The 15,434-nt window shown below is 67.2% G+C and carries 15 protein-coding genes and 1 pseudogene; 3 read left to right on the top strand and 13 right to left on the bottom strand.

Going from position 1 to position 15,434, the window contains the following annotated elements:
- Positions 1–211 precede the first annotated feature (211 nt).
- The 3 genes from ACNTAO_RS07270 to ACNTAO_RS07280 all read right to left on the bottom strand — a co-directional run bounded on the left by ACNTAO_RS07270 (position 212) and on the right by ACNTAO_RS07280 (position 5,025).
- Entirely contained in the window at positions 212–3,544 is a 3,333-nt protein-coding gene (locus ACNTAO_RS07270; protein ID WP_435161301.1) for a PAS domain S-box protein, read from the bottom strand.
- Between the two features lie 114 nt (positions 3,545–3,658).
- A complete protein-coding gene (locus ACNTAO_RS07275) occupies positions 3,659–4,327 on the bottom strand; it encodes a CRISPR-associated protein Cas4 (protein WP_435161302.1) in 669 nt (222 codons plus the stop codon).
- 47 nt (positions 4,328–4,374) lie between these two features.
- Positions 4,375–5,025 (bottom strand): hypothetical protein, encoded by a 651-nt coding sequence (locus tag ACNTAO_RS07280; protein ID WP_435161303.1) that lies wholly within the window; start codon positions 5,023–5,025, stop codon positions 4,375–4,377.
- Between the two features lie 92 nt (positions 5,026–5,117).
- Between ACNTAO_RS07280 and ACNTAO_RS07285 the strand changes: the two genes are divergently transcribed.
- Genes ACNTAO_RS07285 through ACNTAO_RS07295 form a run of 3 tightly spaced genes read left to right on the top strand, consistent with a single transcriptional unit; the run spans position 5,118 to position 7,182 of the window.
- Positions 5,118–5,705, top strand: a complete 588-nt coding sequence (locus ACNTAO_RS07285; RefSeq protein ID WP_435161304.1) for a biotin transporter BioY — start codon at positions 5,118–5,120, stop codon at positions 5,703–5,705.
- Positions 5,702–6,475 (top strand): energy-coupling factor ABC transporter ATP-binding protein, encoded by a 774-nt coding sequence (locus ACNTAO_RS07290; protein ID WP_435161305.1) that lies wholly within the window; start codon positions 5,702–5,704, stop codon positions 6,473–6,475. The genes ACNTAO_RS07285 and ACNTAO_RS07290 overlap by 4 nt, the downstream gene beginning before the upstream one ends.
- The gene (locus tag ACNTAO_RS07295; RefSeq protein WP_435161306.1) at positions 6,472–7,182 is read left to right on the top strand and encodes an energy-coupling factor transporter transmembrane component T family protein; all 711 of its coding nucleotides are present in this window, start codon (positions 6,472–6,474) and stop codon (positions 7,180–7,182) included. Before ACNTAO_RS07290 ends, ACNTAO_RS07295 begins: the two co-directional genes overlap by 4 nt.
- A 36-nt stretch (positions 7,183–7,218) precedes the next feature.
- Here the strand turns inward: ACNTAO_RS07295 and ACNTAO_RS07300 are convergent, their stop codons facing one another.
- The 10 genes and pseudogenes from ACNTAO_RS07300 to hisD all read right to left on the bottom strand — a co-directional run bounded on the left by ACNTAO_RS07300 (position 7,219) and on the right by hisD (position 15,378).
- Positions 7,219–7,557, bottom strand: a complete 339-nt coding sequence (locus ACNTAO_RS07300) for a DUF7116 family protein (RefSeq protein ID WP_435161307.1) — start codon at positions 7,555–7,557, stop codon at positions 7,219–7,221.
- A gap of 77 nt (positions 7,558–7,634) precedes the next feature.
- Positions 7,635–7,811, bottom strand: a pseudogene (locus ACNTAO_RS07305) (DUF5816 domain-containing protein); the annotation flags it as partial.
- A gap of 115 nt (positions 7,812–7,926) precedes the next feature.
- Positions 7,927–8,292 carry a HesB/IscA family protein gene (locus ACNTAO_RS07310; RefSeq protein ID WP_435161308.1) on the bottom strand — a complete coding sequence of 122 codons (366 nt, stop codon included), beginning with the start codon at positions 8,290–8,292 and terminating at the stop codon, positions 7,927–7,929.
- A 98-nt stretch (positions 8,293–8,390) separates the two neighbouring features.
- Positions 8,391–9,425: a PhoU domain-containing protein gene (locus tag ACNTAO_RS07315; protein ID WP_435161309.1), complete on the bottom strand. Its 1,035-nt coding sequence runs from the start codon at positions 9,423–9,425 to the stop codon at positions 8,391–8,393.
- A 190-nt stretch (positions 9,426–9,615) separates the two neighbouring features.
- Entirely contained in the window at positions 9,616–10,290 is a 675-nt protein-coding gene (locus ACNTAO_RS07320; protein WP_435161310.1) for an HAD family hydrolase, read from the bottom strand.
- Complete coding sequence (gene phnE / locus ACNTAO_RS07325) at positions 10,287–11,081, bottom strand: phosphonate ABC transporter, permease protein PhnE (RefSeq protein ID WP_435161311.1); 795 nt, start codon at positions 11,079–11,081, stop codon at positions 10,287–10,289. The genes ACNTAO_RS07320 and phnE (ACNTAO_RS07325) overlap by 4 nt, the downstream gene beginning before the upstream one ends.
- The gene (gene phnE, locus ACNTAO_RS07330) at positions 11,081–11,881 is read right to left on the bottom strand and encodes a phosphonate ABC transporter, permease protein PhnE (RefSeq protein ID WP_435161312.1); all 801 of its coding nucleotides are present in this window, start codon (positions 11,879–11,881) and stop codon (positions 11,081–11,083) included. The genes phnE (ACNTAO_RS07325) and phnE (ACNTAO_RS07330) overlap by 1 nt, the downstream gene beginning before the upstream one ends.
- A gap of 1 nt (position 11,882) precedes the next feature.
- Positions 11,883–12,719: a phosphonate ABC transporter ATP-binding protein gene (gene phnC / locus ACNTAO_RS07335; RefSeq protein WP_435161313.1), complete on the bottom strand. Its 837-nt coding sequence runs from the start codon at positions 12,717–12,719 to the stop codon at positions 11,883–11,885.
- A complete protein-coding gene (phnD, locus tag ACNTAO_RS07340; protein ID WP_435161376.1) occupies positions 12,720–13,742 on the bottom strand; it encodes a phosphate/phosphite/phosphonate ABC transporter substrate-binding protein in 1,023 nt (340 codons plus the stop codon).
- Positions 13,743–14,100: 358 nt separating this feature from the next.
- Positions 14,101–15,378: a histidinol dehydrogenase gene (gene hisD, locus ACNTAO_RS07345; RefSeq protein WP_435161314.1), complete on the bottom strand. Its 1,278-nt coding sequence runs from the start codon at positions 15,376–15,378 to the stop codon at positions 14,101–14,103.
- Between the last annotated feature and the right edge of the window lie 56 nt (positions 15,379–15,434).

Raw genomic sequence — 15,434 nt, forward strand, 5'->3', positions numbered from 1 at the left:
CGCGGGCCGATAGCCGAGTGATCGTCGGTGAATACCGGGGGGCGGTGAAGATCTCTCGCCGCGCCATCGAGATCGCAGAGCGGATGCCCGGCGGAGGACGACCCCTCGTCGAGAGGCCGAATCAGCGCTCGTTACGCTGGCGTGAGGAGACGCAGTAGGCCGGCTGGTCGGGTCTGGGTCACCGGCTCGCGACTCGGCGCGCCGAAGAGAGCTACGTAGACACGAACTCGACGTCGGTTATCTCGAATCGGGCGCCGCCGTCTGCCCCGTCCGTGACGCGAATCTGCCAGTCGTGGGCGGTGACGATCTGTTCGACGATGCTCAGCCCGAATCCGGTCCCGTTCGTCGACCGTGAGTAGCCAGCCGCGAAGACGTCGGTACGGTTCCCAGGTGGAATCCCCGGACCGTCGTCTTCGACGTAGAACCCGCCGGCTACCTCCCCGACCGTCACGGTCGTGTCCGCCCCACCGTGCTCGACGGCGTTTCGAAACAGGTTCTCGAACACCTGTCTGAGCCGACTGTTGCTCGCTCGCACCTCGCGGTCGGTCTCTGTGATCAACGCCGCCTGCTTCGTCTCGACGGTCTCCCAACACCGGTCGCAGATCGCATCGAGCGGAACCGGTCGGGTGCCGGTCACCTCCTCGCCCTCCCGGGCCAGCGTCAGGAGATCGTCGATCAGCGTCTCCATGCGGCCGAGCGCTCGTCCGAGGGCGTCGAGGTGGCCGCTGTCACACTCGTCTGTGGCCAGCTCGAGCCGCCCCGTGGCGACGTTCAGCGGGTTCCGCAGATCGTGTGAGACGACGCTCGTGAACTCTTCGAGCCGCTCGTTCGCGCGCTTGACCGACTCACGCTCGGTGATGTCGATGTACATTGCTACCGTTCCGATGATCTCGCCGTCGGCCCTCCGGCGCGGAACCGCACGCAGGAGCGCCTCGACGACCGCACCGTCGGCAGTCTGGAGCTCGCGCTTTTCGCTGGTGAACCGTCCGTCGAGCGACGCCTCGTATCCGTTCGATCGGAGTCGGTCCACCGACGCCGGCGTGTAAAACTCCGCGAGCTCGCTGCCGCGTACGGCGTCCGCCCCGTATCCGAGCGTCTCGGTGAACTGGCCGTTGCAGTCTTCGACGACCGGTCGGCCGTCCTCGGATCGGGTGAGAACCGTCATCACTGGCGCTTCCTCGAACAGCGTTCGGTACTGGGTTTCGTATTTCGTCGCCAGTTGCTCCAATTCCTCAGTTTTGTGTTCCAGTTGCTGTTGGTGGTTTATGTGTTCGGTAATATCGGTCGCAACACCGGTGAGCTGTGACGGGTCGCCGTTCTCGTCAGTAATCGCGTCGAGGCGGGCCTGCACCCACCGCACACCACGGTCGGGGTGGTCGATACGGAACTCCTGTTCGCGTGGCCAGCCGGACGTTTCGCCCTGCTGGGCGTCCATTTCCGCAAGTAACTCGTCCTTGTCGTCGGGATGGACGTGTCGGAGCCATGCCATCGAGTCGTCGTATGCCTCTTCCGGGGTGATCCCGTAGATCGTTTCCACTGCTGGATTCACGTACTCGGTTTCGGAGTAGTCGGTCGGCAACAGGAAAAACGCGTCCTCAACGTTACCTGCGAATCGCTCGAACCGCTCGCGGATCGTCCGAAGCTCCTGCTCGCGCTCTTTGCGCTCGGTGATGTCCTGAAACGTCCCTTGAACGGCGATGAGTCCATCATCCTCACATACCGGCTCTCCAAGCGCGCGAACCCAGCGCACGTCGTCGTCGGCTGTGACGATCCGCAACTCCACGTCATACGGTTCGCCCTCGGATGTTAGACGGTCGACAGCCTCGCGAATCGTGTCTCTATCGTCGGAATGATAGAACTCGATGGCGTCTTCAATTCTCACATCGGCATCCGGTGGCAGTCCGTGGATCCGATACACTTCGTCCGACCACCGCAGCGACTCAGACTGCACGGTATACTCCCATCCACCGATACGTGCGACTTCTTGTGTCTCTTGTAGGAACTGGCGGCTCCGGTCAAGTTCCTGCTTTTGCTGTTTGCGTTCTGTTACATCACGATATAGCCACAAGTGTGCCTCCCCCTCGGGCAGGGTGTACGGCACGTAATCGCGTTCGAGCACGCGACCGTCTGCCAGCGGGAGTTCTTCGTTTTTCACCGGCTCTCGCCGTTCGATCCGTTCGGTAACCCCTTGGATAAATCCCTCCGGATCGGCGAACAGGTCCTTGAGTTCTTCAGCCGTCGCGGCGCAGTCACGCCCAGTGAGTTCATCACCGCCGATCGGTCTGCCAAACGTCTCTCCCAACAGGTCATTTGCCATGAGTATGTCGCGTTCAGCATCTTCGACGAGCACGCCCATCGGCAGGTGTTCGACTATCGTTCGGAGGATGGTGTTCGTCCGACGAAGCTCCTGTTCCCGTTCTTTGCGCTCAGTGACGTCTCGATTCGTACAGATCAGCGTGCCGTCGTCGAGCAACGAGAGGGTGATCTCCTGATGGACGGGCGCGCCGTCGCGCCGTTTTCCGACCGTCTCGCCGCGCCACTCGCCCGCACGGTCGAGTACCGGAAACACCTCCCGCTCGATCCGTGCGACCTCGTCGTCACCGTACAGTCGCCGCCAACTGCTGCCGATGAGCGTGTCGGGGTCGTACCCAAAGATGTCGGCGTGGGCGCGATTCATGTAGACGTACTCGCCGTCCGCGTTCAGGATCGAGATCCCGTCTATCGCCGCCGCCATCGCGGCTGACTGCATCTCTAGTTCGGCTTCCCGTTCTTTACGCTCGGTAATGTCCGTCGCGACGCCGAGTACGGCGTCGCCGTCCGTCTCCACTGGGTCGTAAGGAATCTTCGTCGTCTCCAACAGTCGCGTCTCACCGTCTGCGGTCGTCAGCGGCTCCTCCGGAACGTGTCTGGGCTCACCGGACTCGATGACCGCCTGGTCGTCGGCACGAAATCGTTCCACTTCCTCCTCGGAGTCGGCGAAGTCGGCGTCGGTAGCTCCTTCGAGGTCGTCGACGGTGGTCCCGTACGCGTCCGCGATGGCCTCGTTCGCCAGCAGGAACTCGCCGGTTTCGTCCTTGGCGAAGACGAACTGTGGGAGCAGATCCACGATCTGGCGCAGCCGGTCGCGCGTCGCTCGCGCACGCGCCTGGTGGCGGTACTTCTCGACGGCGTTGCGAATCTTGTTGGCGAGGATAGCGTACTGGCTCGTCCCGAACGCCTTCTGCAGGTAGTCCGTCACCCCGGCGGCGATCGCGTCGCTCGCGACCGTCTCGCTCCCTTCACCGGTGTACAGGATGAACGGCATCGCCGGGTACGCGTCGCGTACTCGGTCGAGAAACTCGATACCGTGCTGTTCGGGCATCTCGTAGTCGCTCACGATACAGTCGAACTCCTCCGTCCGAAGTCGATCGAACCCCTCACGAGCGCTCGTCGCCGTCTCGACGGTGAACGCGGAATCCTGCGCGGTGAGCATCTCGGCCGTCAGGTCCCCGACGGCTGGATCGTCGTCGACGTGAAGCACTGCGATCCCCGTCGTCTCAGACATACGTCACAGCCGGTGTAACCGACTCACATAGTAGTTGCGTCCCGGTTTTCACGAGCGATAGCAGGCTCGTCTGCGAGACGAAAGCCGGGCGTCTCAAGGGCGAAGCACACGCGGTCACTCGCCCGGGCGCAACAACGACCGAAGGGTGCGCCGGCTCGGCCCACACGTCTCACGATACGCACAGCTCGTACATCGGTCGTCTGCGACTCGCGCAGGCGGACCGTCTATCGCTCGTACCGCTCGCACCGTGCGCCGGTAGGTGGCCTTCCGACGGGTCGTGAGTCGCACCGTCCGGACGACGCCGACCGCCGGATACTCGACGAGGGCTCGCGGGATTTCACGCTCTCGTTCCCACGCGAGCGCCTTCGCCGCCGCCACCGCACGGACCGACTGCGGCTCCCAAACGCCCTGCGCTGGGGGCTCTCCGGGCGAGCAGACGACCGGTGTCGGCGCCCGCTCGGTGTCGCCCGCCAGCAGTTTGTGAACGACTCCGCGACACTCCCGGCCAGTGAGGACGGTCCGCGTCGCCGCCGGGTCGACGAGACGGTCGTACTCGGGGCGGTCGCGCATTCGCGCGAGGTTTCGCCGGTACGCGGCCGGCTCGCGGCGGATCGGCAGTCGACGAAGTGTCGCGTCGGGCGCGGTCGCCAGCTCGGGATACCGGTACGCCAACTCGATCCGCTCACGGGCTACGGCCGGCACCGCGCGGTCGTCGTCGCGCCGTCGGTAGTACAGCTGCCGCGGACAGTAGGCGGCCGACGCCAGGTCGCTAAAGGCGATCACGCGGTGGGGTGGCCGCGGCTTCGGTGATAAACGCTCGGGGAACTCGGTCAGAAGGAGACGTCGGTCTCGATGTCTTCGGTCGCCTCGCGAAGGCCGTCTTCTCTGGCCGTCGCCGCGTGTGACTCGCTGAGGTCCGCGTCGGTGAGCAGTGACCGAAACTCGTCGCGGAACCGGTCGTTCACCCGGGCCGACGCGAGGTCTGCTCGCGCCGCTGGAAGGGCCCGTTCGACGGCCTCGATCGGCGCATCGAGCCGGCGTGCACACGTTTCGGCCGACCGATCGGGGTCGTCCGCGAGCAGCTGCCGAAGCGCCGCGTACGGAGCCACGATCTCCCTGTCGCTCGCGCGAACGAGGTGGAGGTCGAGGCGGGCCCGCCGCACAGTCTTGGCATCGATCGCTTCGCCCGTATCGCCGCGAAGGCCGAACTCCTCGTGGGTATCGAGCGCGTCCGCGATCGCCTCGTCCGATTCGCCACCGAAGACTCCGCGCGCGACCCGCCCGTAGGCTGCGGTCGAGAGACCGGTCTCGAAGGATTCCCGCTCGCGCATCGTCCCGACAATCGCCACGATGCGGTCCGCCACGGCCGCCTCGTCGCGGTCGACGAGACTGCCGGGCGACGCCTCCTGTTGCTCGGTGACCGTCTCTTCTCCCGTTGCGTCGAGAAACACATCTCGGAGGTGTTCGGTCTGTTCGTCCATGGTGGGGTCGTCGCCGTCGGCAGTGATAAACCGCGCGCTGGCGTCATCTGTAAACCGACACACTAACGGTGGTTTACGAACCATACGACCACATGTCGACACGGTCCGAGACGGTCGAACTCGTCACAGACGAGACCGCACGCAACCTCGCGCGAGCAGGATTGTTCGCGGCGCTCGTCGGAGCGTTCGCGTACGTCACGTTCCCAAACCCCGTCTCGCCCGTCTCCGTGACGCTGCAGGTGCTCGGCGTCTTTCTCGCGGGCGTCTACTTGGGCCCGGTGTGGGGCGGCGTCGCGCTCGTGTTCTACCTCGTCGCCGGCGCGCTCGGAGCACCGGTGTTTCAGGGCGGAACGGGCGGGTTCGGCGCACTCGTCGGACAGACCGGCGGGTACCTCCTCTCGTACCCGGTCGCCGCGGCGCTCGTCGGCGGCGTCGTCCACCGGGGACGCACGCTCCGCGACCCTCGAACGGTCCGTCCCGTCCTCCTCGTCGCCGCGATGGTTCTTGGCACCGTCGTGATCTACGCCGCCGGCGTGCTCGGACTCGTCGTCGTGTTGTCGCTCACGCCGACCGAGGCGGTCGCGGTCGGGGCGGTCGCGTTCCTCCCGGCGGAGGCACTGAAGATGGCGGCCGCGGTCGGGATCGTGCGATCCGACGTCGTCAGCGCCGCCGACCGATGATAGACGTCAGCGGCGTCACCGTCCGATACGGGGCGGCGCCGAACGGCGGCGGGGGCTCGGAGCTACCCGAGGCGAAGACCGCTTCCGGCGTCGCGGCCGTCGAGGACGTTTCGCTGCGGATCGACGACGGCGAGTTCGTCGTCCTCGTCGGAGCGAACGGCTCGGGAAAGACGACGTTGGTTCGAACGTTCAACGGACTCGTCACGCCCACGGAGGGGACCGTGTCGGTCGACGGCACACCGGTCGAGTCCGACCTCGTGAGCGCTCGCTCGGCGGTCGGGATGGTGTTTCAGACGCCGCGTGACCAGTTCGTGGCACCGACCGTCGCGGCCGATGTCGCTTTCGGCCCCGAGAACCTCGGTCTCCCGCGTGAGGAGATCGACCGGCGCGTCGCGGCCGCCCTCGACGCGGTCGACCTGACCGGTCGCGATGACGCCCGGATCGCGACGCTCTCCGGGGGGGAACGACAGCGAGCAGCCATCGCGGGTGCAATAGCGATGGTACCCACACACCTCGTCTGTGACGAGCCGTTCACCGGCCTCGACGAGCCGTCCCGTCGGACCGTCCTTGACCGACTGCGGTCGCTCGCCGCCGACGGAACGGGCGTCGTCGTCGTGACGCACGACCTCCGCGACGTCGTCGGCCTCGCCGACCGACTCGTCGGGCTGAACGACGGTCGACTCGTCGTTGACGGCCCGCCGGCCGCGGTCGCCGCCGACCTCACCGACCACGGCGTTCGCGTCCCGATCGCAGACCACGAACGGGGATGACGCTCGCGTACGCACCGGGCGATTCGCTCGCACACCGACTCGACCCGCGCGCGAAGCTCCTCGTCCAGGCCGGCTTCGCGGCGGCCGTCTACGCGACCACCTCGCCGCGCGGGCTCCTCCTCGCGACGCCACTCGCCGCCGGCTGTCTGTGGGCGGCCGGGGGCGGTCTCGGCGACGTCCGGGCGTTCCGGTTCGCACTGCCGGTGCTGCTCGGCGCACCGGTCGTCGCCGGGGTGACGCTCGGCGAGCCGTGGATACAACCGGCTCGCGCGGCTACCACGGCGCTCGCGAGCTACCGAGTTGGACTCATTCTCGTCGTCACGGCTGCGTACGTCCGTTCGACGGCGGTTCGTGAGTCGCGCGCAGCAGTACACCGCACGGTCCCCGGGCGTCTCGGCGCGATGGCGGGACTCGGGGTCGCACTCGTCTTTCGTGCGCTGCCGCTCTTGCGTGCGGACCTCCGCCGCGCGCACGAGGCGGTGCACGCCCGCGGAGGCGGGGCCCGACCGGTCTACGTGCGGATGCGAGCGGTCGCGGTCGTCGGCGTCCGTCGAACGCTCACTCGAGCCGACCGGCTCGGAACGGCGATGACGGCGCGGTGTCTCTCGTGGAACCCGACGCTTCCGGCGCTCTCGTTCGGCCGTCTCGACGCCGTCGCGCTCGCGCTCGGTCTCGGCCTCGTAGCCGTCGCCGTGGCGAGCGGGTGATGAACGTTCTGAGAGCGGCGGTGACGCCGCGCGGCGCTAGGGACTGCCCGGAGCCCCCTCCATCACGGCGAAGTCCTCGCCGTCGTCGTCGACGCCGATGACCGCCCAGTCGTACGGCGGCTTCACCTCGGTCAGGTGCTGTTGAAGGTCGGCTGCGTTCTCTATCCACGTCACGAAACACCGGAGTCGGGGTGTCTCGCCGCCATCTGCGAGATACGGTTCGAGCTCGTCGGTGTCCATACACAGCGCGGTGACGAGCACGCGCCGCCACTTTCGTTCCGCGACGAACTCGCGTCCGTCCGATGAGACGCTGTACCCGAGCTCGCGGAAGACGTCTCTGGCCTCCGTCGTCGGTGGGATGCTCGCAGTGGCCATCTACGCGACGATTCGGCGCTATCCGTGATAAACTTTCGCACGGTTCTCAGAACGGTGCAGTCGACGTCTTCGACGGCTCACGCGTGGGCGGCGTCCCACTCGTCGGACGTCCGGCGGTTGTCACACCCGGTGCACCGGATCCGGCCCAGCGTGTCCATCGCGGCGTCGAGCGAGCCACGGTGGCCACGGGCGAATCCCCACCGCTCGTGGCGGCCTCGTCGAGATACACGAGGGGGGAACGGACCGGTTGACCTACGCGCGCTCGCCGTCTCCCGTGGCGGAGGGGTCGAGGGTCATCGAGTCGTGACCAGCGGCGAGTACGAAGTGGTACGGGAGCAGTACGGCGGTCGAGTCACTGCGCGCCTGCGCTCACGTCCGGAACGACTCGCCACAGCCGCACTCGGAGACCACGTTGGGGTTCTCGACGTGGAACCCGGCCGCCTGTAACCCGCTTTCGTAGTCGAGTTTGCTACCGCCGACGTAGTTCTGACTCGCCGGGTCGACGAACACCCGCAGGCCGTGGTGTTCGACGACGAGGTCGTCGGGTTCCGGCTCCGTGTCGAAGCGCATTCCGTACGAGAGTCCCGCACACCCACCCTGCTGGACGAACAGCCGCAGCCCGGATTCGGCGGTGTCGAGCCCTTCGTTCTCGAGGAGCGAGAGGGCCTCTTCGGCCGCCGACGGCGTGACCTCGATGGCCGGGACGTCGCCTCCGTTCGCTGATTCAGCGCTCATGCTCGCCACGTATCAGTCACACGGGCAAAACGCTGACGGTGTGAACCGATCGCACGGTCGGCGGGACAGACCGGCTCCGTGCTGCCCCCACGAGCCGGTCAGTCGACGTCGTCGACCGCCGCGCCGTCTACCGTGTCGTCCGCGCGGAGCGCCACGCGGAGCCCGGCTTCGGCGACGTTGACGCCGTACTCGATCGTTCGCGTGATGCTGTCTAAGACGGTCGCGAGCACGTAGCCGTCCGCGAGACCGCGGTCGTACAGCTCCCGGTCGACCCGTCTCGTCTCCGTCCGCAAGGCGTCCGCCTCGGTCACGACCGCACCGAGCGCCCGGGGCTCGCAGCCGCCGAGCGTCTCGGTCACCGACAGGCGAACGACCTCCCGTGCGTCGGCTGCGAGCCGTTCGAGGTCGTCTGCGACCGACACGGGCGGTGGCGTCTCGACGGTCGTCGCCGCGTCCGCGATCTTCCCCGCGTGGTCGGCGACGCGTTCGAGCTGCCGGGCGACGGTGTAGTGATCGAAGGGCGTGAGTGTGCCGTCGACTGGCGCCGGGACGGCGACGAGTGACCGGTGGAACTCGCGCGCGAGCAGCCCGAACAGCCGGTCGACGGTGTCGTCTTCGCCGGCCACCCGCCGGCCCGCCTCGCCGTCACCCTCGAGCACCGCCGCCATCGCCGCCTCGTGCATCTCGAGTGTCCGGTCGCGCATCCGGTCAAGCGTCCGCTCCGGCGGGAGATCGGCGACGTCGAGCATCGTCCGCGCCGTGACCGTTCGCTCCGTCTCTTCGGCGATCTCGAGCCCGACGAAGCCGCCGACCGCCTCGCGGATCGCCGCCCGCGCCTGCCGGTCGGGCGACCCCTCGACGTGGACCGTGTCCGCTCCAGAGACGTACGCGGCCGCTACGAGCCTGGCGATCCCGGCCGGTGCGTGGCGACCGGCCGACACCGTCACCGTTCGCTGGTCGGGCTCGCCGCTCTCTCGCGTGAGGACGAGCCGGTCGCTACGCGGATGGAGGGTCACCGCGTCGCCGATCTCGAGTGAGTGCTCGTTCGCCCACGTCTTCGGCAGCGAGACCGTGTACGTCGTGCCGCCGGTGAGCTGTACCTTCCGCTCGTATGTCTCGTACTCGTCGGTCATCGGTCTCCTCGCTCGTCGACTGGCCCGCCGAACGTCCCAGTGCGATCGGATCCCATGTCCGCTGGTTCCGAACAGACGACCCTGTACCCTGCTATGTGGGTTACGTCCGCCTCGGGTGATCTCGTGAGAGACATAGAGCCGCGTCTAGCGATCAGGAGCCAACAGTTGACTATATAGACGAGAGGGGCCGTCACGCGGTGACGAGCGCGACGAGTTCGTCGAGACACTCGATCTCGACGGTCGGCTCAACGTCGAGTTCGACCGAGGCGTTGTGCGCCCGCCGGAGGAAGACGCTCTCGAGGCCGGCGCGTTCAGCAGCGAGGACGTCCGTCGCCCGGTCGCCGACGTAGAGGCCCGTCGAGGCCCCGAGCGCGTCGAGCGCCTCGTTCAGGTAGTGCGGGTTCGGCTTGCGTCGTCGGTACCCGTCGAGGCCGAGGTCACGACCCCGGACGACGTCGAACGCGGAGAGTCGGAAGTGGTCGACGACGAACTCGACGGCCGGGTGGTAGTTGTTGCTCACGAGCCCGACCGTCGCGTGAGTCGCCAGCCGGTCGATCGCCTCGACGTCCGGGTAGAGCCCGCGGCTGCCGGCGGCGAGTCGGGCGACGCTTCGCTTCGTGCTCCGCGTCTCGCGCTCGCGAAAGAGGGTAGACGCGTCCACGCCGACGCTCGCACAGGCGGCGCGAAACGCCTCGTCGAAGCCGTCCGACCCCAGCGCGTCGTAGTGAGCGTCTGGAACCGTCAGTCCGCGGTCGGCGAGCACGTCGTCGCGTGCGCGCCGGTGGACGGCCGGGTCCGTCCCTCGGCCCTCGAGGATCACCCCGTCCATGTCGAACAAGACGACTGAGGAGTCGTCGCCCGTCACCGCACGAGCGCCCTCGTGTACGCCGAGAGGCTTTCGGTGGCGATGACCACGCCGAGGATGACGAGTAGCACCGTCGCCACCGATTGCCACGCGAAGGCATTGACCGCTCGGAACAACTGGACACCGATCCCGCCCGCACCGACAAACCCGAGTACGGTCGAGTCGCGGATGTTGATGTCCCACCGGTAGATGGAGAGCCCGACCAGGGCGGGCTTCACCTGCGGAAGGATTCCGTAGAGCAACACCTGTGCCTGCGACGCGCCGGCCGCCCGCACCGCCTCGACCTGGCCGAAGTCGATCTCCTCGATCTCCTCGCCCAGCAGTTTCCCGAGGAAGCCGATCGAGCGGAAGGCGATGGCGACGGCACCCGCCAGCGGTCCCGACCCGAACAGCACGACGAAGAACAGCGCCCAGATGATGGTGTTGACCGACCGGCTCACGGTCACGATGAGCTTCCCGAGCCAGAAGGTCACGGCGTTCGGCGTCGTGTTCTCGGCGGCGAGCAGCGCCACCGGGATCGAAAGTACCAGCGCTCCGATGGTTCCAAGCGCGGCGATCTGGATCGTCTCGATCAGCGGTTCAACGATCCGGCTCGTATACGCCACGTCCGGGGGGTACATCCGAGTGAGGAGGTCGCCGACCTCCCGGGGAATCGTCTCCGGTCTGACGATGCCGATGTCCATGAACTGCCAGGAGCCGATCACAGCGACGGCGGCGACCATCGCAAGGACAAACCGGCTGAGCCGCCGTCGCCGGTCGAACCGTTCCCAGCGACGCTCGTCGGTCGCCATCAGTTGTACCTCCGTCTGACGACCGCGCTAACGCCTTCGGCCACCAGCACGACCGCGATGATCGCCAGCAGGATGGCCGTGACGTACTGGTAGTCGTAGCGGTTGAACGCGGTCAGAAGGACCGACCCGATTCCGCCCGCGCCGACGATGCCGATGATGGTCGAGGTGCGGATGTTGATGTCCCACCGGTACACCGAGAGGCCGGCAAAGCGCGGGATGATCTGTGGGACGACCCCGTATAGGAGCGTCTGGACCGGCGACGCGCCGGCGGCCCGGACCGCGTCGACCGACCCCATGTCGATGTCCTCTAGATCCTCGGCCAGGAGCTTCGCGAAGAACCCCACGGTTTTGAACGTGATCGTGAGGATACCGGCGAGCGGGCCGAATCCGATGGCCTTGACAGCGATGATGGCGATGATGATCGCGTTGAACGCCCGGGAGATCGAGATGAAGCCCCGGTTGATCGCGTACAGCGGCTTCGGCGAGAGGTTCTCGGCGGCCATGAACGCGATCGGGACGCTGAGAAGGATGCCAGTGAGCGTCGAAACCATCGCCATCGCGACGCTTTCGAGCATCTTGTCCAGGATCCGTTCGGCCTGCCTCGGCGTCGCCGTCGGGGGGAGGAAGTCACCGATCAGGCTGACTGCGCTCCCTAACCCTTGGACGATCCGTCCCGGATCGGCACCCACTCCGAACCCCGACCAAATGAAGAACCCGACGATGCCGGCGTAGACCGCCCACTTCACGCCGCGGGCCGGGAAGACGGTCGGCCGTTCCCAGGTGCGGTTGCCGGCAGCCACGTTACGTCTCCCCCGCGGGCGGACGGTTCATCTCCGACAGAATCTCCCTATCGGTGCCGGCGTCCGTCGTCGTCCGTTCCATGTCGGCGTTCTCCGGCACCTCCGCGCCGCGATACACCTGATCGAGCCCCTGCTGATCGAGTTCCGAGGGCGAACCCTCGAAGACGAGTTCGCCGTCGTGGAGGCCGACGATACGGTCGGCGTGCTCTATCGCGAGGTCGACCTCGTGGATGTTGATCAACACCGGCACCTCGCGCTCGCCGGCGATGCCGGTCAACAGCCGCATCACCGTATCGGACGTCTCCGGGTCGAGACTCGACGTCGGCTCGTCGACCAGCAGAATTTTGGGCTGTTGGATCACGGCCCGTGCGATGCCGACCCGCTGGCGTTGGCCGCCGGAGAGTTCGTCGACGCGTTTGTTCTCCATGTCGCCGAGACCGACCCGTTCGAGGATCTCGTAGGCCCGCTCGATGTCCTCGGCGGGGAACGATCGCCGGAACGCCTTCCAGGCAGACACGTACCCCAGCCGGCCCGTGAGGACGTTCTCCATCACGGTTAGCCGCTCGACCAAGTTGTACTCCTGGAATATCATCCCGATGTCCCGGCGAGCCGACCGAAGCGCGTCGTCACCGAGGGACGTCAGCTCCGTATCGTCGAGGTATACCTCGCCGCCGCTGGGCTCGGTCAGCCGGTTGACACACCGGATGAACGTGGACTTGCCGGCGCCGCTGGGGCCGATCATCGCGACGGTCTCGCTCCCCTCGACCGACATCGTGACGCCCTTCAGCGCCTCGTCGCCGGTGGAGTAGGTCTTCTGCAGGTCGGTTACCTGGAGCATCTACGACCCGAGTGCGTTCTCGGTGTACTCGACGCCGTTGTATCCCTGGATGATCATAATGTCCTTGAACACCGTCCGGTAGTCGATCGGAACGAACTGGTCGTAGCCGGTTCGCTCTTGGAAGGCCGTCCCGGCGAAGTCGGACTCGAGATACGCACGCTCGATCCCCTCCTGAATGTCGGGGTGGAGGTTGTGGCGATACGCGACCGGCCCGTTCGGGAACGGGGCCGACGCCCAGACGACTTTGAAGTCGTCGAAGCTCAGGTCGCTCTCCGCCTCAACCGTGTCTACCATACAGGTCGAACAGATCGGCCCGGCGTCGTAGTCGCCGGCGGCGATTCCGCGGGTCGTGTTGCCGTGGCCGCCCGAGAAGTTGACCTCGTAGTCCTCCTCGGCCGTCACGTCATAGTACTGATCGAACAGCGCCGACGGCGCCTGGTGGCCCGAGTTCGACGCAGGCTCGGAGTGGCCGACCGTCACGTCGTCACGAGCGAAGTCAGTGACGCTCTGGATGTCGTCGGCGTCGGCGCGCGTCGTCGCGAACAGCCGATACCCGAAGAGTTTGTCGGGCGTGAGGCCCGCCGCGAACGGGACCGCCCCCGCCAGGTTGACCGCGAACGCCGTCGTCCCGGTCGAGAAGTTCGCGATGTGTGCTCGTTCGGAGCGCATCGCCTCGACGGAGGCGGCGTAGCTGTTCACCTTGCTGAACTCGACCGGCTTGCCGGTCTCCTCCTCGATGCGGTCGAAGACGGCCTGAAAGTCCTCCTCGAACCGACCCTGGACGTCTTCGCTCGGACTCTCGGTGAACACGAGCGTGTCGGGGTCGAGCCACTCGTCCTCGTTGTCTGGCGTCTCCTGGACGGGCTCGCCGTGGGGGACTTCGTCGACCTCGCGGTTGCGCATGTTCTCGAGGTCGACCGTCGACCCCCGCTGGTAGTCCGCGTCGACCAGTGCCGTCGACAAGTAGTTGTGCTCCTCCCAGGTGGGATTCGCGGGGTCGAACGCCGAGTCGTCCGTGAGCATCGGGTCGCCCGACCCGCCGTTGGTTCCGTCGGTATCGCTTTCGGACCCCGAGCCAGCCTCCTCGGTCCCGCCGCTTCCACCGCCACCCGTACAGCCGGCCAGTCCAGTCACGCCGATGGCGCCACCAGTCAGGAGGAATCGTCGTCTCGAGCTCGGGTTCGTTGGCATACCGGAGTCGTCTACCATCTCGTCTGAACGATTCAAAAATTGCCGTATGAAGCCTGCTATGAGCCGTACGGGTCGCTCGCGACGGCCACGGAGCCGAACAACCGAGTCCAGACTGGTACGGAGACCACACGAGCCACGGAGCGCAGTACGGAGTACTCGGGAGCCACCGACCGGTCGTCGTGCGCGCGCTTCAATCGAACCGACGACGGACGCTCTCGGCGTGCGCCTCCAGCCCCTCCGCCTCCGCGAGCGTCGTGATCGTCTCTGACAGGTCGGCGAGCGCGTCACGGTCGAGCCGCTGAACGGTCGACGATCGAAGGAACGTGTCCACGGAGAGGCCGCCGTACCGCTTTGCGCCGCCATTTGTCGGGAGCACGTGGTTGGGTCCGGCCGCGTAGTCCCCGGCGGCGACCGGCGAGTGCGGCCCCAAGAAGACGGACCCCGCGTTGGTGATCCGGTCGAGTAGCGCCTCGTCGTCGGCGGCGACGATCGAGAGGTGCTCGGCCGCGTACTCCTCGGCGAACAGGACGGCCTCGGACATCGACCGGGCACGAAGCACGCCGGAGGCCTCGTTGTCGAGTGCGGCCCGGATGGTCTCTTCGCGGTCGCGGGCGGCCGTTTGGGTCTCGACGGCGGCCGCGACCGCCTCGGCGAGGTCGGCGTCGTCGGTCACCGCAACGACGGAGGCGTTCGGGTCGTGTTCGGCCTGTGCGACCAGTTCGGCGGCGACGAACGCGGGGTCGGCCGTGCCGTCGGCGAGCACCAGCACCTCGCTCGGGCCCGCGAGGAAGTCGATCTCGGCGTCCCCCTGTACGATCGCCTTCGCCGCGGTCACCCACTTGTTTCCGGGGCCGACGATCTTCTGTGCGGTGGTCACCGTCTCGGTCCCGTACGCCAGCGCGGCGATGGCTTGTGCCCCACCGATCTGGTACACCGCGTCCGCGCCCGCCTCGTGGATCGCCGCGAGCGTGACCGGGTTCGGCTCGTCCGCCGGGGGGGTCGTCACGGCGACGTGGTCGACGCCGGCGACGACGGCCGGGATCACACCCATCAGCGCGCTGGAGGGGTACGCCGCCGCGCCGCCGGGCACGTACACGCCGGCGCGGTCGATCGGACGGAACCGACGGCCGAGCACCCGGCCGTCGACCGTCTCTCGCCAGTCGCTCGGTCGTTGTTTCTCGTGGAACGTCCGCACGTTCGCGGCCGCCTCGCGAACCGCCTCGAGCACCGGGTCGTCGGCGTCGTCGAGTTCGGCGTGTGCGCGCGCCGCCTCGTCGGTGATGTCCAGGTTCCCGACGGTCACCCCGTCGAACGATTCGGCGAACTCACGGACTGCGGCGTCGCCCTCCTCGCGCACCCGGTCGACGATGTCGGCGACGTCTCCGCGGACCGCGTCGATGCCTGCGTCGCGGTCGAAGAAGGCGCGTCGGGCGTCGGGTGAGAGGTCGGCAACGGCTCGTACGTCCATAGATACGTTCCGTGGTCGGACGAAAAGGGCGTTCCGGCTCGACGCGGACGGAGCCC

Source organism: Halorubrum zhoui (assembly GCF_051194155.1).
Taxonomy (GTDB): domain Archaea; phylum Halobacteriota; class Halobacteria; order Halobacteriales; family Haloferacaceae; genus Halorubrum.